The organism is Cellulomonas fimi (assembly GCF_028583725.1).
Taxonomy (GTDB): Bacteria; Actinomycetota; Actinomycetes; order Actinomycetales; family Cellulomonadaceae; genus Cellulomonas; species Cellulomonas fimi_B.
The window spans coordinates 3,665,486-3,687,048 of sequence record NZ_CP110680.1; the positions used below are offsets into that span (position 1 = coordinate 3,665,486).

Annotated in this window: 19 protein-coding genes and 1 tRNA gene; 10 read left to right on the forward strand and 10 right to left on the reverse strand. The window is 68.4% G+C overall.

Going from position 1 to position 21,563, the window contains the following annotated elements; genetic code table 11:
• Nucleotides 1-66 precede the first annotated feature (66 nt).
• From OOT42_RS16465 to OOT42_RS16475, 3 genes are all read left to right on the forward strand, one after another.
• Nucleotides 67-336, forward strand: coding sequence for a metal-sensitive transcriptional regulator (locus OOT42_RS16465; RefSeq protein WP_273652240.1), 270 nt, complete (start codon nucleotides 67-69; stop codon nucleotides 334-336).
• Between the two features lie 87 nt (nucleotides 337-423).
• Nucleotides 424-1,110, forward strand: a complete 687-nt coding sequence (locus OOT42_RS16470; RefSeq protein WP_273652241.1) for a Type 1 glutamine amidotransferase-like domain-containing protein — start codon at nucleotides 424-426, stop codon at nucleotides 1,108-1,110.
• A 215-nt stretch (nucleotides 1,111-1,325) separates the two neighbouring features.
• Entirely contained in the window at nucleotides 1,326-2,948 is a 1,623-nt protein-coding gene (locus OOT42_RS16475) for an LCP family protein (RefSeq protein ID WP_273652242.1), read from the forward strand.
• 192 nt (nucleotides 2,949-3,140) lie between these two features.
• Here OOT42_RS16475 and OOT42_RS20330 read toward each other — a convergent pair whose 3' ends face one another.
• The 9 genes from OOT42_RS20330 to OOT42_RS16515 all read right to left on the reverse strand — a co-directional run bounded on the left by OOT42_RS20330 (nucleotide 3,141) and on the right by OOT42_RS16515 (nucleotide 14,593).
• On the reverse strand, nucleotides 3,141-3,626 hold the full coding sequence (locus OOT42_RS20330; protein ID WP_423775919.1) for a ribonuclease H family protein: 486 nt from the start codon (nucleotides 3,624-3,626) through the stop codon (nucleotides 3,141-3,143).
• Complete coding sequence (locus tag OOT42_RS20335; RefSeq protein ID WP_423776021.1) at nucleotides 3,623-4,018, reverse strand: TIR domain-containing protein; 396 nt, start codon at nucleotides 4,016-4,018, stop codon at nucleotides 3,623-3,625. The genes OOT42_RS20330 and OOT42_RS20335 overlap by 4 nt, the downstream gene beginning before the upstream one ends.
• 572 nt (nucleotides 4,019-4,590) lie before the next feature.
• Entirely contained in the window at nucleotides 4,591-6,747 is a 2,157-nt protein-coding gene (locus tag OOT42_RS16485) for a DEAD/DEAH box helicase (protein ID WP_273652244.1), read from the reverse strand.
• A complete protein-coding gene (locus OOT42_RS16490; protein WP_273652245.1) occupies nucleotides 6,723-7,619 on the reverse strand; it encodes a HamA C-terminal domain-containing protein in 897 nt (298 codons plus the stop codon). Before OOT42_RS16490 ends, OOT42_RS16485 begins: the two co-directional genes overlap by 25 nt.
• 801 nt (nucleotides 7,620-8,420) lie before the next feature.
• Nucleotides 8,421-8,493, reverse strand: a tRNA-Arg gene (locus tag OOT42_RS16495).
• Between the two features lie 249 nt (nucleotides 8,494-8,742).
• The gene (locus OOT42_RS16500) at nucleotides 8,743-10,260 is read right to left on the reverse strand and encodes a non-reducing end alpha-L-arabinofuranosidase family hydrolase (RefSeq protein WP_273652246.1); all 1,518 of its coding nucleotides are present in this window, start codon (nucleotides 10,258-10,260) and stop codon (nucleotides 8,743-8,745) included.
• A gap of 73 nt (nucleotides 10,261-10,333) precedes the next feature.
• Nucleotides 10,334-11,821, reverse strand: coding sequence for an endo-1,4-beta-xylanase (locus tag OOT42_RS16505; RefSeq protein WP_273652247.1), 1,488 nt, complete (start codon nucleotides 11,819-11,821; stop codon nucleotides 10,334-10,336).
• Nucleotides 11,822-11,881: 60 nt separating this feature from the next.
• Entirely contained in the window at nucleotides 11,882-13,990 is a 2,109-nt protein-coding gene (locus OOT42_RS16510) for a family 43 glycosylhydrolase (RefSeq protein WP_273652248.1), read from the reverse strand.
• Nucleotides 13,991-14,236: 246 nt separating this feature from the next.
• Nucleotides 14,237-14,593, reverse strand: a complete 357-nt coding sequence (locus OOT42_RS16515) for a VOC family protein (RefSeq protein WP_273652249.1) — start codon at nucleotides 14,591-14,593, stop codon at nucleotides 14,237-14,239.
• Between the two features lie 96 nt (nucleotides 14,594-14,689).
• Between OOT42_RS16515 and OOT42_RS16520 the strand changes: the two genes are divergently transcribed.
• From OOT42_RS16520 to OOT42_RS16530, 3 genes are all read left to right on the forward strand, one after another.
• Nucleotides 14,690-15,037, forward strand: coding sequence for a VOC family protein (locus tag OOT42_RS16520; RefSeq protein WP_273652250.1), 348 nt, complete (start codon nucleotides 14,690-14,692; stop codon nucleotides 15,035-15,037).
• A 330-nt stretch (nucleotides 15,038-15,367) separates the two neighbouring features.
• On the forward strand, nucleotides 15,368-15,784 hold the full coding sequence (locus OOT42_RS16525) for a DUF6318 family protein (protein ID WP_423775920.1): 417 nt from the start codon (nucleotides 15,368-15,370) through the stop codon (nucleotides 15,782-15,784).
• 305 nt (nucleotides 15,785-16,089) lie between these two features.
• Entirely contained in the window at nucleotides 16,090-16,677 is a 588-nt protein-coding gene (locus OOT42_RS16530) for a hypothetical protein (protein ID WP_273652252.1), read from the forward strand.
• A gap of 248 nt (nucleotides 16,678-16,925) precedes the next feature.
• Here the strand turns inward: OOT42_RS16530 and OOT42_RS16535 are convergent, their stop codons facing one another.
• Nucleotides 16,926-18,575 carry a glycosyl hydrolase family 18 protein gene (locus OOT42_RS16535; RefSeq protein ID WP_273652253.1) on the reverse strand — a complete coding sequence of 550 codons (1,650 nt, stop codon included), beginning with the start codon at nucleotides 18,573-18,575 and terminating at the stop codon, nucleotides 16,926-16,928.
• A gap of 446 nt (nucleotides 18,576-19,021) precedes the next feature.
• On the opposite strand from OOT42_RS16535, the gene OOT42_RS20250 reads away from it, so the two are divergent.
• The 4 genes from OOT42_RS20250 (at nucleotide 19,022) to OOT42_RS16550 (ending at nucleotide 21,332) form a co-directional block, all read left to right on the forward strand.
• Nucleotides 19,022-19,543 (forward strand): VOC family protein, encoded by a 522-nt coding sequence (locus OOT42_RS20250; protein WP_337251877.1) that lies wholly within the window; start codon nucleotides 19,022-19,024, stop codon nucleotides 19,541-19,543.
• Between the two features lie 84 nt (nucleotides 19,544-19,627).
• Nucleotides 19,628-19,837 carry a VOC family protein gene (locus OOT42_RS20255; RefSeq protein ID WP_337251898.1) on the forward strand — a complete coding sequence of 70 codons (210 nt, stop codon included), beginning with the start codon at nucleotides 19,628-19,630 and terminating at the stop codon, nucleotides 19,835-19,837.
• A gap of 58 nt (nucleotides 19,838-19,895) precedes the next feature.
• The gene (locus tag OOT42_RS16545) at nucleotides 19,896-20,258 is read left to right on the forward strand and encodes a nucleotide pyrophosphohydrolase (protein WP_273652254.1); all 363 of its coding nucleotides are present in this window, start codon (nucleotides 19,896-19,898) and stop codon (nucleotides 20,256-20,258) included.
• 99 nt (nucleotides 20,259-20,357) lie between these two features.
• A complete protein-coding gene (locus tag OOT42_RS16550) occupies nucleotides 20,358-21,332 on the forward strand; it encodes a 1-phosphofructokinase family hexose kinase (protein ID WP_273652255.1) in 975 nt (324 codons plus the stop codon).
• Nucleotides 21,333-21,563: the final 231 nt, after the last annotated feature.

Consider the following 21,563-nt stretch of genomic DNA (forward strand, 5'->3'; position numbering starts at 1 on the left):
TGACCTCGCTTCACCCGGTACCCGCGGGGGTATCGTCGCCACACGCGTCCGACGAGGAGAACCGCCATGCAGCTCGACCCTGACGAGATGACCAGCGTCACCAACCGCCTCAAGCGCGCGCAGGGCCAGCTCGCCGGCGTCATCCGCATGCTCGACGAGGGCCGCGAGTGCGAGGACGTCGTCACGCAGCTCTCCGCCGTGTCCCGCGCACTCGACCGCGCCGGGTTCGCGATCATCGCCTCCGGCATGAAGCAGTGCATGACCCCCGGCGCCGACGGCTCCGAGGGAACCCTGGACGTCGCCAAGCTCGAGAAGCTCTTCCTCTCGCTGGCCTGACCCCACCGGTTGCCGCTGAGTCCGGGCGCGGTCGACAGTCTCCCTGTCGACCGCGCCCGTTCTCGTCCCGCGACCCGGAGGCCCCTGGTGAAGCTGCTCCTCACGTCGGGCGGGGTGACCAACCCGTCGATCCGGGCCGCGCTCGTCGAGATGCTCGGCAAGCCGATCGAGGAGAGCCACGCGCTGGTCATCCCGACCGCGCAGTGGGGGCACCCGATGTGCGGCCCGTCGTCGGTGCATCGGACGGTGGCCGCGGGGGCGGGTGCCGAGCACCTCACCGGCCTGGGCTGGGCGTCCCTCGGCGTCCTCGAGCTCACCGCCCTGCCGACCATCGGAGCTGACCGCTGGATCCCCTGGGTCCGCGAGGCGGACGCCCTCCTCGTCGACGGCGGCGACGCGACCTACCTCGCCCACTGGATCCGCGAGTCCGGCCTCGACGACCTGTTCCCGTCGCTGCCCGACACCGTCTGGGTCGGCGTCAGCGCCGGCAGCATGGTCATGACGCCCCGCATCGGCGACCTGTTCGTCGAGTGGCCCGGCGCCCCCGACGACCGCACCCTCGGCCTCGTCGACTTCGCGATCTTCCCCCACCTCGACGCGTTCCCCACCAACACCATGGCCGATGCCGAGCGCTGGGCGGCCGACCTCGACGTCCCGTCGTTCGTCCTCGACGAGCAGACAGCGATCGCCGTCGTCGGCGGCTCGGCCGACGTCGTCTCCGACGGCCGGTGGAAGCGGTTCGAGGCGGGATCCTCGACGGCACGGCACCCGTAGTCGCGTCCGGATCACCAGCAGCACCCTCGACGTCTCGCCGACCTGATGCGACGCCATCACCGTGCGCTCGCGCCCCTGACCAGTGGCACCAGGAAAGGGGCAGATTCGCGAGATGCAGCGGTGGCGCGCGGCCGGGACGGTGGCTTCTTCGCGACGGACAATTGCCTCGAAGACCTCTATAGCGGGCGTCCGGGGTGTCCCCACACACTGGCTCGATGGGCCCGTCCGGTGCCGTCCCGGCGACGGCAGTGGCGAACCACTTCGACGTGCTGCTGGTCGGCGCCACGAACGTGGGTCCCTCGCTCGCGGCCGAACGACTCCTGCGCGCCCGGTTCGGCGACGACAGCGCCGTGACGGTGACGAGCGCCGGGATCGACGTCGCTCCGGACGACCCGGTCCCCGAGCACCTCAACGAGCTCCTCGCGCGCGAGGGCCTCGCCGTCGATGGCCACCACGCCCGGGAGGTCGACGCGACCATGGTGGCGGAGGCCGACCTCGTCCTCACCGCCACCCGGCACGAGCGGTCGGCGGTCGTCCGCAAGGTCCCCGCGGCGGTCCGGCGGACCTTCACGCTGTGCGAGCTCGCCCGGGTCGCCACGTCGTTGGGCCCGTCGGCCCTGCCGGAGGGCGATGTCGCGGCGCGCCTATCCGCGCTGGCCCAGCTCGCACCGGTCCACCGCGTCGGCACCGCCCCGCCGGTGGCCGAGGACGACGACGTCCCCGACCCGGGCGAGACCGGTCGACGCGGCTACGAGAAGTCGTTCGCCAAGGTCCGGGCCGCCGTGGACGGCATCGCGTGGACGGTGCTCACACCTCCCGACGAGCCGAGCCCGCCCCCGCCCGAGCTCCCTCGAACTCCGCCCAGCCACCGCGGCCGGAACATCGCGCTCGCGGTCCTCGGATCGTTGGTCCTGCTGCTGCTCGTCGCCATGGGCGGGGCACTCGTCGTCGCCGGCACGCTCGACAACCGGCTCGAGCGCTTCCCCGACCCCGTCGCACTCACGGACCGACCCGCCCCTCTCCCGCCGGCCGAGGCCGGCGGCCCCGTCCCGGTGACCATCCTCATCCTCGGCTCGACGAACGACGTCCGCACCGAGGGCGGCCAGGACTGGGTCGCCGCGGCCGCCCAGACCGACATCGTCATGCTCGCGCACGTCTCGGCCGACCGGTCCAGCGTGAACGTCATCGCGATGCCCCCCGACCTCTCCGTGGACGTGCCCGGGTCGGGCCCGGGGACGCGGCGCTCCGCCTTCGCCCAGGGCGGCCCGACGGGCGCGGTGCAGACGGTCGAGCGGCTGACGAACGTCCGCCTCGACCACGTCGCGCTGACCGACTCCGAGACGTTCGCCCGGCTGACCGACGGGCTCGGCGGCGTGGAGATCGAGCTAGACAGCAGGCTGGTGGTCGACGGCGGTCAGACGTTCCCCGCCGGCCGTCACCGACTCACGGGCGAGGAGGCCCTCGTCTGGGTCCGCGGGGACGGCCTCGACGACACGTCGCGTGCGGAGCGTTCGGCGGTGTGGCTCCGCGCGATCCTCGACCGGTTGGGAGACGACGACGTCCGACGCAGCCCGGCCACATGGCTGCGGCTTCTCGGCATCGTCTCCGGCTCCGTCGCCGTCGCCGTCGACGAGAGCTTCGACCGCTCCGAGCTGGTCGGCCTGCTCACGAGCGTCCGCCACCTCGGCCCCGAGGAGGTCCGGGTCCTGCCGGTCCCGACGACGGTCGTCCCCACCGGCGACTCCGCCGCGCTGGCCCCCGACGCCAGACCCTTCGGCGCCCTGATGGAAGCCCTCCGCAGCGACGCGCTGGACGAGCACCTCGTCACCGGTTCCTAAACCCTCGACCGCCCGCCTACGCCGTCGACGACCAAAGAGCCAAGGGCGTTGAGGACACCGTTAGGGACGCCAGTTCGGCGGGCGAGTGAAAGGCGCTCTAGGCGGAGATTTGCTCAGATCTCGGCAAGCAGGGCCCAGGAGGGCGCGTGACTGAGCGAAGCGCAGCCGAGCGGCCCACAACTCGCCGGCACTCTAGACCGCCCCCGAGACGCACCGCGTGTTGCCCGGTCCGGTACTCACTGGCCTACCTTCTTTCACGGCGGTCGCCGCGTCTCTTGCGTGTTGGTCGGCGAGTTCGTTCTCGATGTGCCCCGCATGGCCACGAACGTGCGCCCAGCGCACATCGCGACCATCCAGCAATTGCTCGATCATTTGAATGGGCCGCTGATTCGCGACCGGCTTTCTGCCCGACGTCCGCCAACCACGTTGCTTCCAGCCCGCAAGCCACTCGGTAAAGACGGAAATCGAATATGCACTATCTGTTTGAATCAGTAATGGGCGAGACGGAGGAGTGACGAGCAGCGCCTCGTAGATGGCACGCAATTCCATCAAATTGTTCGTCGTCCCGTTATGCCCCCCTGCGGCCCAACAGTCCGCCGACACGACCCACGCCCAGCCTCCTGGACCGGGGTTGCCCAACGACGAGCCGTCGCAGGTTATCACCAGCCGCCCTGTCATAGGGCACCTGGATCGACTTGATACCCCGCTGCCTTAAGTTCCTTAAATAGCGCTGTCTTCACCTCGTTCACCGACGACTTGTAGGGGAGATACAACAGACCGTCAATGTCACTCGGACGCTCGATGTCATGCTGAGTGAGGATCGCTACGCGCGCTCGGCCAAGTCGAGCGAGGACCATTCCGAGTTCGAGGATGACATTCTGTCGCGCGCGCGGCCGCGCATCGGCTGGCGAATCCTTACGATGGCCAATGTCGTCGGGAGTCAAGAGGACGCACGCGAACCCAACATTCCCGCTGTCACTCAAGTGATGCTCGAGCTTCTCGATAATGGTGTGACCGGTCGCAGGGAGGTTGGCGAGAAGGACGACGTCAAGGCCAAACTTGAGCAACATCAGTTCGACGGCGTCCCTCGCAGCCTGATCATGGCCATAGACGACGAACACCAATTTACTTGGGCCGGGCGTCGTACCTACGGCGCTTCCAGTGACGCCCGGCGCCGCTGGGACAGGAGTCAGCCCACTTGTCTTCCACGCTTCGAGCTCCTGCCGAAGCGTGGTCTTTGTTCCTCCGACAACCACGGCGCCGCTCGCGTAGAAGTTGATCGTCTCACCAGTCGCGACCCGCAATTGACGGGCATGATCGATCTCGCGTTCGGTGTAAGGAAGGCCCCGCTGTACTAGCCACGCAGCTACGCTGTCGAAGTCCACTAGGCCAGTAGATCACGAGCAAGCGCGGGCGTTGTGAAGTCGGACGGCATGTCGGCGCACCGCGCTGCGTCAAGCCGAGATCTGCACGCCGGCACTCAGCGGATCCCCACAATGTCCGAAAGGGTCTGCGGTCTCAGAGGTGGCCCGCGCGGGCCCTCGTTCGCAGGGCACGCGTGCGTGCGGGAGCCATCCGCCAGCGTCAGGCCACGGACTCACCGGTCGCAGGCACGACGGCCCCTTTGAAGGCCTTGAAGGGCTCACACCTCTCCGACCATCCGGGCCACAAGAGATCGTTCGAACGGAGACAACTCAGGCAACGACTGCGAAGCGACCATCCGAATACGCCCCAGCAGGTCGTCGAGTGTGTCGGCCGACCTGAGCTTCGCTGCCAGCTTGCGGGTAACTTCGATCGGGAGGCCAAACTCTTCAACAGACGCGAATAGCGGTTGAGCGAAATTTGCCTCCACGCGAGCCGCATATGCTTCGAACGAACCAGGCGTCATGCCTCGACTTTGCAGCACGTCGGCGGCTATCCGATCAACCGCACGAACCAGTTGCGGAAAATTGTGATCAACCCAGAAGCGAACAAAGTCAAATGCGAGCTCGATGCGATCGTCAAGATCCTCACCTGCCCGCCACCAATTTGGATCCTTCGTGAAGTCGGCAATAACGTCACGCATGCGACCATCGGCTTGGCTCGCGGTGGCGATATAACGGGTCAGTTGCTTCGCGGACGTCGGGCCATGCCCTTGGTGATAATCCGGCGGGATGAAATTCCAGATCAGCGATGACAGGCCTTCCAGTTGACCGTACCGGGGATAGGCGGTCGTCCATTGCAGTTCCGCCAAGCGAGCGCGCGGCATTCCATTCAGATGCTTGGCCAGCTCAATCTGCTGCTCAGGCTCGACGCCCATTACGGCCGCCATAGTGTCTTCGCTCACCAGATCTTGCTCAAGGATCGGACGCAAACGCTCTTGCGTCTGCTCCGTTCGTTCTGCGCTGTCGATGTCGAGAAGAACCGAACTCGGTGCCGCATCACTCTGCGTCAGGACCGGGACGTCAATCGTCGGAAGTTCGCCTCTGGGCTCATCGTGGAAGACGTAGACAGTACCAACAAAATGCTGCAACATTCTGCCGGCCCGACCGCGAATGTTGGCAAATGTAAAATAGCTATATGCTCGTCGGGCGATATTCTTGTCAAGAATGATGATCCGCTTCGCACGGGTGTTCACGCCTTCGATCAGCGAGTTGCTACAGACTAGGACCCCCAAGTCACCGCGATTGAAGCCGTCGACCATGTGCTGAGCTAGCCATCGAGGCAAGCGGCCGTGATGCGCGCCGATCCCATGGCGCATAGCCCGAGGAAGAATCCATTCCGGATGGTAGTTCTGTTCCACCCATTCCGCCGCATCGGGCAACCCGGAGCCGTACCGTTCAGGTGCGTCGGCCTCCAGCAACCACTTTACGACCAGCCGCACCCGTGCTGGACTCTGGCAATAGATCAGCGTCGGTTCCTCGGATCCCGCCAGTACTTCAAGGATCTTCGCCCGTCGCTCCGTATCGTTGTTTGCTTCGAGCCTCACGGTGTCGGCAGCAACGGTCGCAAAGTCCGTCTTCACGAACGAAGCCGTGAAATCCTCCGGCAGGAGGTCGTCCAGGGAGCTGATACTGGGGCCTGCCATGTAAAACTGAGCGCCGGTCTTCAAGAGCCGCGCGACCGCGCGATTTAGTAGCGCGGACCTGCCGCTCAACTGGCCATTCGGCTCATTGTCAGAGAGCTTGTAGAACTCATCAATGAAGAAGAGGTCGACATCGGGAATCTCGTCAAGGGCCAGAAAGCGCTCCTGAGTCAACACCAGGAGGTTCTTCTCTCCGTAGGCCTGCCCGGGGTGTGTGATCATTTTATACCCAGGCTGTCGACTCAATCTGCGCCGCGTTTCGTCGAGAAGTGCGATCGTCGGGACTATTATCACGACGTTGCGATATTGCCCTGCCTCAAGCAGGGCATCAACGATCAGGCTCTTTCCGAAGCTGGTCGGGGCTGACAGAATCACATTCTGACCGTCAAGAAGGCGCCGAAACACCTGCGCCTGGACACGGTGAAACACCGTATCCGATCCATCGTGCGGCCGATGCAGTTCCAGAAGTACCCGATCGCGGAATATCAACGGGTCCTCCCTGGAGCCACGAGGTACGTAAGGGTAGAGCCCGCTCGCCATCGCGAGAGCATTTAGCAAGGCCGCCTCGGCCTCAAAATCGTGAGCGCGATCGAGTGCGCGAATCACGAGGTCCACGGCTTGAGACCGGTTCTCGCCTACATCGAGGATCGCCGCGATTTCTCCGAGGAGCGAGAATTTGTCCTCGATCACCGGGCCAGCGAGCGCCGTCCTTAGGGCTTCGTAGCCGTCTGCCACGCTTTTAGCCTCCCATCAAACGCGTCTACGAGCGTTTGCTTTGTCGCCATCGGCAGGAGGAAGAGGTGCGCCCTGACCGTCCTTGGGAGCGTCCAACTGCTGTAGCGACGTTTGAATGTCTCCCATTCCTGGGCGAGTTCAGCCTCAATTTCTTGCAGGTAGACTTGTGACGACTCGCCATGCTTACCAGTCACGTCGCTGTCGTACGTGATGAAGACCGGAATGACCACGCGACGGAAAGCCGCGTCGAGAGAAGTCTTCCGCGCGAGAAGCGCCCGAATCTCGTCCCGGTGCGGATAAGCTCTCGGAATCTTGTCGGATATCGCGGCGAACTCGTACCTTAGGTAGTCGCGTTGCAGATGCACGCGAAGTTCTTCGTATATCTCTGCCATTGCACTTCGGCTGTCCGTGTAGAATTTTGCCTCTCCCAGCCATAGCTCCAAGCTTGACGTGCCATCGTCTTCTTGACCGGATTCGACTACGTGGACTGCATCGAATCCCTTCACAGTATCGTTTGCTGCATCTTTGAAGTAGATGCGCGTGATGAGGCGTTCGCTCTTTAGGAAAGTGCGAAGGATGATGTGCAAGAGAAGCTCACCAACCTCGCCACGTCGCTTGTAGTCGATGGTTTCGTAAACGCGACTGAGAGCCTTATTGAACAGGTCGAGATGGTTGGTAGAACTAAACTCTTCGAGCTCGTCCGCGGAGAGAATCCAGTCGGTGGCCCACTGGACGAGGTCGTACGAGAGCTGTCGATGACGCCAAGCACCGTCCTCGAACCCCGCACACACACCCAGGAGCGGGACATCGTCGTCGAGTTGGGTGACAACGACTTCCAACACGGTGTCTGGACGCGCAGCATCATTGGGCATCGTGCTTCCAACACCTCGCTTCCGACACCAAGAGTCATCGCAAGATAGCGTGATGAGCGGTACGCGGGCGTTTTTCGCACTGCGCCGCGTGTTGCCGTTGCCACCTCCTCCCCGAGTAGGCGGTCGCGCGCGGTCGCCCAGTGAAAATGAGCGCGCGGCGCTCCTTCGAATACGTCACTGAGCAGGAGCATGGCAGACGACATGCACGCGCTGTGCGCGGGAAGTCGTCCGGCGTGGCAATCGGGTAGTGGGCCTCGCGGTCAAGAGGGGATCTGCGACGGGGGCGCCTCGCGACGTCCTCCAGGTCCTCGGGGTGTGGTTGGCCTGGCGCCGCTGGCGGCCGGAGATCGTACTGGCGGGCTGACGACCCGCCGTAGACTCGCCAGACGTCGCACCCGACACTCGATGCCGTGCTGCGCGCGATGTCGATGCCGTGCTGAGCGCGATACGGAAGGGTTTGCAGTTTGAGGGGATTTATGTGAGAGAGCTTCCTCATCTGAAGGACGCCCAGCTTGGTAGCAATTGGTCAATACGTCCGAAATTGGGGCGGCTCAACACTGGCGATAGAGTTATCGTTGCTTTGGCCCGCGCAGCCCTTTCAGCCCCGCGACGCCGCGACCGCCGTGATCGTGCGACCGTCTGCGAGCACCGCCTTGTACCGCTGCTCCGCCACGCTCATCTCCCTCATTAAGGGAGCGTCAAGGATCAACCGGAACCGGTGTCAACCATCACCCGGAACCACGTCAGCCCTCAGCCGAACACGAAACGTCCAGCATCAGGCGGAACTACACAACACCGCTGTGCGCCTGGGCAGATTCGAACTGCCGACACCCGCTTTAGGAGAGCGGTGCTCTATCCCCTGAGCTACAGGCGCTCGGGCTCGTTGAGCCCGTGCGTCGTCGGCGGCCCGGGGGCGTGCCGACGCGGTGGTCAGCCTACCGGCACGCCGTCGCGCCGGGTCGTCGGCCCGCCAGGGCGGTGAGGCGGCACCGACCGGACGACCGTACGGAGACGATGAGAGAGGGCGGGCTTCATCGGAAGCCCGCCCTCTCCGTTTCCACGTCGCCTGGGTGATGCGTCCGTGCCCCTCAGCGACCCTAGCGGCGACGCGGTGGTGCGACGGTCAGCGCTGCAGCGTCAGCAGGCCCGGCCGGTACGGCAGGAGCCCGTAGTCGCCGCCGGAGGACGGCGAGCGGCCCTGGTAGAGCAGCTGCAGGTTGCACGGGTCGATGGTGTTGGTCTGGTCCGCGGAGGTGCGGATCAGCTCACCGTGGCTGATGTCGTTGGTCCACGTCGCACCGCTGTTGGCCTTGCCGGCGAACGGGCGGCTCTCGGTGGCGGCCTGCGGGGTCCAGGTGCCGTTGAGGCTGGTGGCGGTGAACGAGCGGAAGTACCGGCCGTTCGAACCGATGGCCTCGACGATCATCAGGTAGAGGTTCTGGTCCTTGACCTTGTAGACCTGCGGCGCCTCGAACAGGTTGTTCGTGGTGTCGCTCATGACGACGGTCGAGGAGGACCCGAAGGAGCCGGGGAAGTTCCCGATCGGCATCGAAGCACGGTAGATCTTGCCGTTGTCACCGGCGAAGAACAGGTACATGTTCTGGCTGTCGCCGATGATCGTCTGGTCGATCGGGCCCGTGCCGGAGCCGGAGATCGAGCCGGAGAACAGGGTCTGCGGCGACGACCAGCCGTTGGCGTTCGTGGGGTTGCTCGACGTGCGGTAGGAGAACGCCGCGCCGCCCCACTGGTAGGCGAGCACCCAGATGTTCTTGGGCGCGAAGTAGAACAGCGAGGGCGCGACGGTCCCGGAGGACATGGCGTTCTGCGACGCGGAGCCCAGCTGGGAGAAGTTCGAGACGAGCCCGAAGTTCATCGAGCCCCACGACGTGCCGAAGTCGTGCGTCGTCGCGTAGACGAGGTGCTGGCCGTTGTACGGCGCGGTCGTGAAGTCCTTCAGCGAGGCCCAGCCGGACCGCGGCTGCGCGAGCGCACCCGTGGAGGACCAGCGGTAGGTCGACGGGAGGGAGCACTGACCGGTGGGCGGCGGGCTCGTCGGCGGCGGCGTGGTCGGGTTGCCACCGCCGAGGCGCACGAGCTGCCACTGCTGGTTGGCGCCGTTCCAGTCGGCGTACTGCACGACGGCAGCCCCGTCGGAGCCGGACGCGCCCTGCACCTCGACGGCCTTGCCGCTGTGCCGGGCGATGAGCTGGATGTACCCGTCGATGTCCTGGATGCTGAACTGCTGGTTGGTCGAGTTCGCGTCGGACCACTGGATGACGGCGGCACCGTCAGCGGTCGAGCGGTTGGAGATGTCGAGCACCTTGCCCGACAGCTTCGACTTCAGCCGGTAGTAGCCGCCGCCGGAGTCGACGAACTGCCACTGCTGCTGCGAGCCGTCGTTGCGCGACCACTGCACGATCTTCGCGCCGTCGTTCGTCGCGAGGTTGTAGACGTCGAGCGCCTTGCCGCTGCTGCGGTTGACCAGCACGTACGACGCGGACGTGTCGATCGACGCCGCTTGCGCGGGCGGTGACGCCGTGACCGCGGCGACCAGGCCGGCGGCGGCGACGGTCACCACCATCAAGCCCGCCTGCAGGCGTCGTTGCCCGCTCACGGCGAGCGTTCCTTGGGTCGTTCTCATGTGTGTCCCACTCCTTCGGGGGTCTCGGGGGTGGGGCGCCCGGTCGGCACCCCACCCCGGTGAGAGGTGTCGGTCATCCGACCCGGACGAGCTGCCACTGCTGGTTGGCGCCGTTCCAGCTCGTGTACTGGACGATGTTGGCGCCGTCGGCGGTCGAGGCTCCCTGCACCTCGAGGGCCTTGCCGCTGTTGCGGTTGACGAGCGTCGCGTAGCCGTTGGTGATCGTGGCGCGCCACTGCTGGTTGGCCCCGTTGTTGTCGGCCCACTGGACGATCGCGCCGCCGTCGGCGGTCGACTTGGCGTAGACGTCGAGGTTCTTGCCCGACAGTCGTGACTTGACCTCGTAGTAGCCGTCGCTGTTCAGCTGGAACTGCCACTGCTGCTGGTTGCCGTTGTTCCGGGTCCACTGCGTGATCCGGGCGCCGTCGTTGGTCGCCAAGTTGTAGACGTCGAGGGCCTTGCCGCTGTTGCGGTTGACCAGCACGTACCAGGCGCCGGCCTCGATCGAGGAGCTGCCACCCGGGTCGGGGTTGTTGGTGCCCGCGTTGAGGGCGTTGAGGACCGACGTGTACGCCGCCTTCTTGTTGCCGGACGCGTCGAAGAGCAGCGGGTTGGCACCGGTGCGCCACGAGTCGGAGTCACGCACGCCCCAGACGGTGATGCCCGTGCAGCGCGCCACCGCGAGGCACGCGTTCGTCACCTGGGCGTACGCGTTCGCCTGGTTGCTGCCCTGCTGGATGTCGAGCTCGGTGAGCTGGACGTCGACGCCGAGGTCGGAGAAGCGCTGCAGGTTGGCCTGGAAGTCGCTCGGCATGCTGGTGCCGAGGTGTGCCTGGAACCCGACGCAGTCGATCGGCACACCGCGCGACTTGAAGTCGCGGACCATGTTGTAGACGGCGGTCGACTTCGCGTTGATGCCGTCGGTGTTGTAGTCGTTGTAGCAGAGCTTGGCGTTCGGGTCGGCCGAGCGGGCGGCGCGGAACGCGGCCTCGATCCAGTCGTTGCCGGTGCGCTGCAGGTTCGAGTCGCGACGGCTGCCGCGCCCGTCGTCGGCGAACGCCTCGTTGACGACGTCCCAGGCGTAGATCTTTCCGCGGTAGTACGACGCCACCTGCGTGACGTGGTTGATGAGCGCGCTGCGGAGCGCGGAGCCCGACATGTTCTGCATCCACCCGGGCTGCTGGGCGTGCCACGCGAGGGTGTGCCCGCGGACGCGCTTGCCGTTGCTGAGCGCCCAGTTGACGATGCGGTCGCCGTTGGTGAAGTTGAAGCGGCCCTGCGACGGCTCCGTCGCGTCCATCTTCATCTCGTTCTCGGCGGTGATCATGTTGAACTCGCGGTTCGCGATGTTGATGTAGGTGCTGTCGCTCATCCGCCCCGCGGCGATCGCGGTGCCGTAGTACCGGCCCTTCTCCGCCGCCGACGCGCCGAGCGTCGACGCGGCCTGCGCCGGGCTCGCCACGGCGGCGAACGTCGTCAGCACCAGACCGGCCGTCGCGGCGAGGGCCGCCGCCCGTCGTCGCACCGGGTGCCGTCGTGGCTGCTGTGTCCTGCTGTGCATCGTCACTCGCTCTCTGCCGGGACGGCGCACCGGTGCGCCGTCGGACTGGGGCACGCCTCGTCAGGGCGTGGTGAGGTCGAAGCTGCGGACCGTGACGGCTCCGCCGAGGGCTCGGGTGGCGTAGTTGAAGATCCCGAACCGGTAGCCCATGAAGAACTCCCACGAGTTGTTCAGGGTGAACGAGGGCCCGAGCGGGACGAAGCTCGTCCCGTCGGTGCTGTAGGAGAAGGTCGCCGTCCGGCCGGAGCCGGGGCGGATGTCGGCCTTGGCGCGCAGCCAGATCCGCCCGCCGCTGACGGTGGCCCCGGCCCGTTCGACGCCCGTGCCCGTGGTCGCCCACGAGCCGTTCATCGTGAGCCCGTCGGTCATCACGACGCGCGTCTGGCCGTTGTTTTTGACCACGCCGATCCAGGCCGACGACTGCCGCAGCATCGCCAGGCCCGACCGGTCGCCGTCGGCCATCTGCGAGTAGTCGAGCTCGATGGTCGCCGTCGACGTCGGCCCCTGGATGCGGTGCGTCAGCGTGTTGCGGGCGTTGTAGAGGTCGTTCGTGACGGTGGCCGTCTGGAGCCGCAGGCCGTTGTTCACGCTGAACCGGCTGGTGTCGGGGTTGTGGTTCCACTCCCACCGGTGCCCGAGCGTCGGGCCGGTGAACGTGTCCCGGCCGATCATCGACGCGACCGTCTTGGTCGTCGAGATCCGGGGCTTGTCGTACGTCGTGCCCCACCGGCCGTTCACCGTCTGCACCGACGGCCACCCGTCGGCGCTCCACGTCAGCGGCGCGAGCGTCGGGACGCGGCCGCCCGGGTACGCGTCGGTGAACGCCATGTACCACCAGTCGCCCGCCTGCGTCTGGACGATGCCGCCCTGGTGCGGCACTCCCCCACCCGAGATCGGGCCCGGCAGGTCGAGCAGCACCTGGCGCATCTCGTACGGCCCGAACGGCGACGAGGACCGCAGCACGTACTGGCCGTTCGCCGGCCGCGTCAGCCAGATGTAGTAGTAGCCGTTCCGCTTGTAGAAGCGCGCACCCTCGAGTGTCCCGACGCTCGACGGCGTCTGGAACACCTGCTGCGCCCGCACCTGCGCGGTGCCGTCGGCGTTGAGCTGCGCGACGCTGATCGTGCCGTTGCCGTACGCGACGTACATCGTGTCGTTGTCGTCGACCAGCAGGCCCGCGTCGTAGTAGCAGCCGTTGATCCGCGCTTTCTTGGTCCACGTCGCGTCGACCGCGGGCGCCGTGTAGACGTACGTGCGGTTGAACTCCGTGCAGCCGAGCCAGTAGTAGGTGCTGTTGCTCGGGCGGTAGGTCAGCGCGGACGCCCAGATGCCCTTGACGTACTTGCGGCCGCCGTTGAGGTCGTAGCCGCTGTCGTCGAAGTCGAGGCGCGGGACCGAGTGGCCGGCGTACTCCCAGTTCACGAGGTCGTACGAGCGCAGGATCGGAGCGCCCGGCGAGTAGTGCATCGTCGACGCCGAGTAGTAGTAGGCGTCGCCGACGCGGATGATGTCGCCGTCGGCGAAGTCCTGCCAGACGACGGGGTTGGTGAACGTGCCGGTGGTGGGCGGCGGGGTCGTCGTGCCGCCGAGCTTGACGAGCTGCCACTGCTGGTTGGCGCCGTTCCAGTCCGCGTACTGCACGACGGCCGCGCCGTCAGCGGTCGACGCCCCCTGCACCTCGACGGCCTTGCCGCTGTGCCGGGCGATGAGCTGGATGTACCCGTCGACGTCCTGGACGCTGAACTGCTGGTTCGTGGAGTTCGCGTCGGACCACTGGATGACGGCCGCGCCGTCGGCGGTGGACCGGCCGTTGATGTCGAGGACCTTGCCGGAGAGCTTCGACTTGAGCCGGTAGTAGCCGCCACCCGAGTCGACGAACTGCCACTGCTGCTGCGCGCCGTCGTTGCGCGACCACTGCACGATCTTGGCGCCGTCGTTCGTCGCCAGGTTGTAGACGTCGAGCGCCTTGCCGCTGCCGCGGTTGACCAGCACGTACGACGCAGTGGTGTCGATCGACGCGGCCTGCGCGGGGGGCGACGCGGTCGCCGCGAGCGCGGCCGTGACGGCCAGCGTCAGGACGAGCGCGCCGGCCCAGGTGCGCCGTCGGCGGGGTGCTGTTCTCCGGGTCGAACCGCTTCGCTCACGAAAGTCGACATCGTCGTCGCTCATCGCCGTCTCCAGGTGCGGGTGTGAGGGCTGACGCCTCGCCGTGTGTTAGCGCTAACACGGCAGGACGCGGACACTCTGGCACGGAGCAGGGCGGATCGGACCGGGTGCAAAACGATTCGGAAGGGGCCAGTTCTTCACCGGTGAAGGGACCGGACCGTTTCGGCGGTGTCGCGACGGCGGCGCGGGGACGCGTCGAAGCGCACCGTCACCCTCGATCGGGTGACCGCCGAGGACCTGAGCCTCGGGTCAGCTCACGCAGAGGCAGAACGGATGACCCGCCGGGTCCAGGAACACGCGGAACGTCTCCCCCGGCTGGTGCTCGGCCTTCGTCGCCCCCAGCGCGAGCACCTCGGGCTCGGCGGCGTCGAGGTCGCGGACCATGACGTCCAGGTGCATCTGCTGCGGCACGTCCTGACCCGGCCACCGGGGCGGCGTGTACGGGTCGACGCGCTGGAACGAGATGCACTGCGTGTCGCCCTCGCGGATCTCCGCCCAGCCCTCGTCGCCGGACACCTCCCATCCCAGGAGCTCCCCGTAGAACCGCGCGAGCGCCGGCGGGTCGGGGCAGTCGATGACGAGACCGGGGTATCGGGCGATGGCCATGCGGCGGACGCTACGCCGGGCCACCGACATGCCTGCGGCTCGGCAGCGGCCACGGCGCACAGCACTCGTGTCGGGGGCATCGGCCAAGGTGCGCGCATGACGTCGATCGCCTCTGCCTTCGTCCCCGTGCACGACCCGGTGGCCGCCGCCGACTGGTACCGCGAGCACCTCGGCCTGACCGTGGAGTCGGCGTCCTCGTTCTCGGCAGTCCTCACCGACGGCTCCCGCCGCGTGACGCTGATGGGACCGCGCAGCGGCATCGCTGCGACGCCCGGCCTGCCCTGGGCCTCCGCCAGCTACCGCGTCGACGACGTCGCGAGAACGGCCGCGGCCCTCCGCGAGCGCGGACTCGACGTGAGCGACGTCGCGGGCGACCCGTCCGTCTGCCTCTTCGTCACCACCCGCGACCTCGACGGCAACGTCGTGCTCCTCGTCGACCGCTGACCGCTCGTCGCTCACGAGCGACTGTGGCGATCAACGACGGGCCGGTCGACGGGGCCTGGGCCAGCACAGGTGGGTCGCGGTCCGCGGTTGTCCACAGATTCGAGCGAGCATCACCACCGCATGTCCGGTTTCGGTAGTTTCGCGCCCATGCTTCGACGACGAACTGCGCAGGGGGCGTTCGCCATCGCACTGCTGGCCCTTGGGCCAGCCCTGACGGCCTGCGCCCCGGATGACGATCCCGCCCGGCCGACACCGACCGCGGACGACCCTGAAACGTCCACTTCCTCACCTGTTGTCCACCCCATCGTCCGACCGACTCCTGACGAGGCGATGAAGACACCCGACGAAGCGGGAGCCGCGGCGGCTGCCGAGTACTTCGTGCAGCTATACGACTACTCGTTCGCTTCGGGCAACCTCGAGCCATGGAACGCCTTGGCGGGCGAGACGTGTGACTTCTGCCGAGACATCGCGGCCGACGTGGCAGAGATCGGTCAGAGCGGGAACCGCACGCTGAACGAGCCGACGTCGATCGTCACGTCCAGGGTCTGGATGATCGAGCCGGCGAAGTGGTTCGGAGCGGACCTGATCGTCCGAGAGGCCCCTTCCACTCAGGTCGACGCCACAGGGGCGACCGTGGCGACCGACGACGGCGGCGAGTTCCGTCTGGCGCTGGCGCTGAGCTGGGCTGACGGGTGGACAGTAGACGAGGTTGACGTCCTCGATCCTGACGAAACCCCCCAGTGGTGATGGGACTCGTCGCCCCGGCTCTTGTTGTTCTCACCGCCTTGACGGTCGGCGCGCCGGCTCCCACACCCGCGGCACCGCCAAAGCAGGGACTGGCGGGCCACCGGGCCAATGCGGCAGGCGGCGAGGTGTTCGAGCTGTGGGGCAGTGAGGCGCGAGAAGCGGCGAGCCGAGCGCGGGCGCAGTACGTGGACGGCGCTCCGACTCGTCAACCGGAGTTCAGGCGGGCGGCCGCGTGTCGCGAAGCGGCGGGTCGGTGGGTGATGGGGAACGAAGATGGCTCGTGCCCGACGGGCATCGACGAAGCCATGACCATCGACTGCCAAGGTGAACAGTTCCAGCAGCCGCTGTGGCGGAGGCTCCCCGCCGGAGTGGCCGAATGGACGCCGTGGCAGCAGATCGACGCTGGTGGGTGCGGCGAGATCCTGCCCGTGTTCACCGTCGAGGACTTCCGGCGGCTGCCGTTGGCTCCGCCGGTGCTGATATTGCAGCCGGACCGGGGGTGGGTGCTGGTGAACAAGGAGACGATCGTCCGGACCGAGCGGGTCGAGCAGACGTTCCAGACGAACCTCGCCGGGTACGACGTCGAGGTCGTCGCGAGTCCCGAGCGGTTCCACTACGACTTCGGTGACGGCTCCGACCTGTGGACCCGGTCGGCCGGCCACCCGTACCCCGATCACGACACGTTCCGCGTCTACGAGACGACGGGCACGTACGCGGTGACCCTCACGACCGAGTGGTCGGGCCGCTACCGGATCGCGGGTGACGAGGCCTGGTACCCCGTCACCGGCACGGCACAGACGTCGACGACGAGCGCACCGTTCGAGGTCGTCGAACGCAGGTCACGCCTGGTCGACGACCTCTGCACCGACGTCCCCAAGCCCGACGACTGCTGACGTGGAAGCGGTGTTGCGTCAGGCGCGACAGATCTCCCACACCGTGGCGGGGCCGCTGCCGGCCGTCGCTCGGTGGGGCCCGTCGGGCGCGCCGGCGGCCGCGCGGCGGACGGCCGGTCGGCTGACGCGCCGAGGGCCGGGCGGTCGAGCGGCCGACCGGTCCAGGCACGGGCGATCCCGGGGACGACGAGGCCCCGGACCCGAGGAGAGTGGAGGGGTCCGGGGCCGCGTCGCCGCGCCGGCGCGCGCTACTTCAGGCCGTTGTTGATGGCCGTGATGAGCTCGCCGTTCGAGGTGTCACCCGACAGCTCCCAGAAGAACGCGCCGCCGAGGCCCTGGCTCTTGGCCCAGGACATCTTCCCGGCGATGGTCGACGGGGTGTCGTAGCTCCACCACTCGCTGCCGCACTTGGCGTAGGCGGTGCCGCCGACGGTGCCGGTGGCCGGGCAGCGGTTCTTGAGGACCTTGTAGTCCTCGATGCCCTGCTCGTAGGTGCCCGGGGCGGGGCCGGTCGCGGAGCCGCCGGGGGCGGTCTGCGAGACGCCGTTCCATCCGCGGCCGTAGAAGCCGATGCCGAGCAGGATCTTGCTCGACGGGATGCCCTTGGCCTTGAGCTTCGCGACCGCGTCCGCGGAGTTGAAGCCGGCCTGCGGGATGCCGGAGTACGACGTGAGCGGCGAGTGCGGGGCGGTCGGGCCCTGCGGGTTGAACGCGCCGAAGTAGTCGTACGTCATGGGCATGATCCAGTCGAGCTTCTGTGCCGCGGTGGCGTAGTCGGCGGCGTCGATCTTGCCGCCGTTGCTGCCGTCCGCGGTGATCGCGGCCGTCACGAGCGCCTTGGAGCCGAACTTGTTCCGCAGCGCGGTGACGACGTTGTTGAAAGCCTTCGGGCCGCTGCTGTCGCAGGTGAGGCCGCACGCGTTCGGGTACTCCCAGTCGACGTCGATGCCGTCGAACACGTCGGCCCAGCGCGGGTCCTCGACGAGGTTGTAGCAGGACTCCGCGAACGCGGCGGGGTTCTGCGCGGCCTGCGTGAAGCCGCCGGACCAGGTCCAGCCGCCGAAGGACCAGATCACCTTGAGGCCGGGGTTCATGGCCTTGAGCTTGCGCAGCTGGTTGAAGCTGCCGCGCAGCGGCTGGTCCCACGTGTCGGCGACGCCGTCGACGCTGTCGGCCGCCGTGTAGGCCTTCTCGTAGTCGGCGTACGAGTCACCGATGGTGCAGCGGCCGCCCGTGGTGTTCCCGAAGGCGTAGAGGATGTGCGTCAGCTTCGACGCGGAGCCGCTCGTCTGGATGTTCTTGACGTGGTAGTTGCGCCCGTAGACGCCCCACTCGGCGAAGTAGCCGACGACCTTCTGGCCGGACGGCGTGCCCGGGTCGGTCGGGGTCGGCGTCGGGGTGGTGGGTGTCGGGGTCGGGGTCGTGGGCGTGGGGGTCGGGCTGGTCGGCGACGGGCCGGGGCCGCCGGTGCAGGCGCCGCCGTTGACGGTGCACCCGGTGGGCATCTTGAGCGCGCCGGAGGCGACGTAGCCCCACGACTGCGTGGCGCCGGGGGCGAGCGCGCCCGCCCAGCTCTTGCCGGTGACCTTGTAGTGGTTGCCGGTGCGGGTGACGTCGGCGTCCCACGCGCTCGTGATCTGCACGCCGCTGGGCAGGTCGAACTCGAGGGTCCACGTCGGGATCGTCGCGGTGGTGCCGTTGCTGACCTTGACGGACATCTGGTGGCCGGTGCCCCAGTCGCCCGCGGAGGTGAACGTGGCGGTGAGGGATCCGGCGGCGGTCGCCGCGGTGGGCAGGCTGGCGGCGACGAGCGCCGCGACGACGCCGGTGACGGCGGCGATCGCCGTCGCGGCGAGCGCCCGTCGGCGTCGTGAGGGTCGGTGGAACCGGGGTCGCATCTGGCCTCCTGGGGGGAGTGGTGGAACCTGGCGATTTGTAAAGATCACTCACTAATGGTTCACTTGCGACAGTAGCGACGGCCCGGAAGGGCGGTCAACGACGCCGCGTGCGCCCCGACGCCCCGGCGGATGCCCCGCCGCAGCGGCGGGAGTGCAGGTCAACCGCTTGTGGACGACTGCGTTGACGCTGGTCACAGGCGCTGAGACCGCTCCCACGGACACGTGTCACCCAGGATCGGGCAAGCGGTTGCGCGGCTGCTCCACACAGGCGAATTGATCACTCGAACGAGTGAGCGCACCGCCACTCGTTCGTGTGGGTGGTCGGTCGTAGCGTCGTCGTCGAGCCCGCGACACCCCGCCGGTCCAGCACCGGTGGAGTCGAGGCCCGACGACCGGACGACGACGGACGTGAGGGGGCGACCGTGCAGCGCACCTATCCCGCAGGCGTGACGTCCTGGGTGGACGTCGAGCAGGACGACGTGGAGGCAGCCACTCGCTTCTACGGCGCCGTCCTCGGCTGGACGTTCCACGACGCGACGCCACCCGGCACACCCGTCCGCTACGTCATCGCGCAGGTCGACGGGCAGGACGCGGCCGGCATCGGCGGACCGGCGACACCGACGGGCACCCCGTCGACCGACCCGTCGTGGCAGACGTACGTCGCGGTCGACGACGTCGCCGCGGCCCTCGCGCGGGTCGAGGCGGCGGGTGGCACCGTCACCACCGGCCCCACCGTCGCCGGCGAGGGCGGCACGTGGGCCGCGTTCACCGACCGCCAGGGCGCGGGGCTGCGGCTGTGGCAGGCGCATCGCCGGCTCGGCGCGCAGATCACCAACGCCCCGGGCACCTGGAACTTCAGCGACCTGCACACCCCCGACGCCGAGGACGCGCGCGACCTGTACACCCGCGCCTTCGGGTGGGAGTTCAGCGACCTCGGCTTCGGCACGATGGTCCGCGTGCCCGGCTAAGGCGACCACCTCGCCGCGACCGTCGACCCCGGCATCCACGAGCGGCAGGACGAGGTCTCCGCGCCCGCCGGGTTCGCCGACGCGATCGGCTGGCTCGTCCCGGCAGCACCCCACGACCCGCCGCACTGGCACGTCACGTTCGCCGTCGCCGACCGCGACGCCACGGCGGACCTCGTCGTGCGCCACGGCGGAACCGTGCTCGGCACCGACGACTCCGCGTGGACCCGCACCGTGACGGTCCGTGACCCGCAGGGTGCGGTGTTCACCGCGAGCCAGTTCACGCCGCCGGCATGACGGGCCGCACGCCGGACGCCGCTCCCCCGGCCGGCGACCGTCGTGCCAGGCTGACGCCGTGACGACGTCGGACGAGCGCGAGATCGCCGAGCTCACGCGCCTGGTGCGGGAGTTCTCCACCGAGCGGGACTGGCAGCAGTTCCACGACCCGAAGTCCGTGATCCTCGCGCTCGTCGGCGAGGTCGGCGAGCTCGCGGAGCTGTTCCAGTGGGTCCGCGCCGACGACGCCGTCGCGACCTTCGCCGTCCCCGAGCGCAAGGCCCGCGCGGGCGAGGAGATGGCGGACGTCCTCATCTACCTCGTGTGCCTCGCCGACGTGCTCGGCGTCGACCTGGGCGCCGCCGCGCGCGCGAAGCTCGCCGCGTCGCACGTGCGCTTCGCGGCCGACGAGGTCCGCGGTCGCGCGCCCGACAAGCCGTGACGAGGGCCGGCAGCGGCGCGGCGTCGGCCTGCCGAGCGTGACCGGCCCGCGCACCGCTCTCGGCGCGCGCCCGACAGCCGCCGCCACCACACTCGACGCATGCCAGCAGCGCACGACCGGAGCGTCGACCCGTCCGCCGGGCCGCGCGTGTGCGTGCTCGCGCCGACGCCGCTGCTGACGGTCACGATCGAGGCGCCGACGAGCGAGGAGTCGCACCCCGAGGTGCACGTGCACGCCGGCGGGCAGGGCCTGTGGGTCGGGCGCATGGCCGTGTCCCTCGGTGCCGACGTCGTCGTGTGCGGGCCGTTCGGCGGCGAGACCGGCACCGTGCTCGCGCACCTCGCGGAGGTCGAGCGGCTGCGCGTCCGCCCGACCGCGTACGCGGGCGGAAACGGCGCCTACGTGCACGACCGGCGCGACGGCGACCGGCGCGAGATCGCCGAGACCCCGCCGCACCCGCTCGACCGGCACGAGCTCGACGACCTCTACGGCACGGTCCTCGTCGAGGCGATGGACGCGGACATCACCGTGCTCACCGGTGCGGACCCGCCGCGGATCCTGCCCGCCGCGGTCGTCGGGCGGCTCGCGGGCGACCTGCGCGCCGCCGGTCAGACGGTCGTCGCTGACCTCTCCGGCCGGGCCGCCGCCGCCTTCGCGGACGCCGGAGGTGCGGTGCTCAAGATCAGCCACGAGGAGCTGCTGGAGGGCGGGTTCGCCGACTCCGACAGCCTCGACGACCTGCGCGACGGGGCACGACGGCTCGTCGAGCGGGGTCTCGAGGCCGTCGTCGTGTCCCGTGCGGGCGAGCCGGTGCTCATCGTCACCGCCAAGGACGTGCGCGAGGTGTCGCCGCCGCCGATCACGGTCGTCGACCACCGCGGCGCCGGCGACTCGATGACCGCAGGCATCGCCGTCGGGCTCGGTCGCGGGCTGACGCTCGCCGAGGCCGTGCGGCTGGGTGCCGCGGCGGGTGCGCTCAACGTGACGCGTCGTGGCCTGGGCACGGGTCGCCGCGAGCAGATCGAGCGCTTCGCCCGCCGCGTCGTCGTCCGCCCCACCGACGACTCACCCTGACCAGCCCCTCCCCCTGGGCACGACCGGTCCCGACGGACCGACCACCGTCGGCCGCGGCCCAGTCCGCCCCGGCCTTGTCCGCGAGGCACTGCGGCAGACGACCGGCGACCCGGGGCTGGGTACCGGAAAGCGGGGCGTAGCGGTCACCAGACCCGGGTCGACGGTCGGTCGGCGGACGACCCGGGGGTGGGTACCGAGAGGCCGCCGGTGCGGTGACCGGACCGGGGTCGG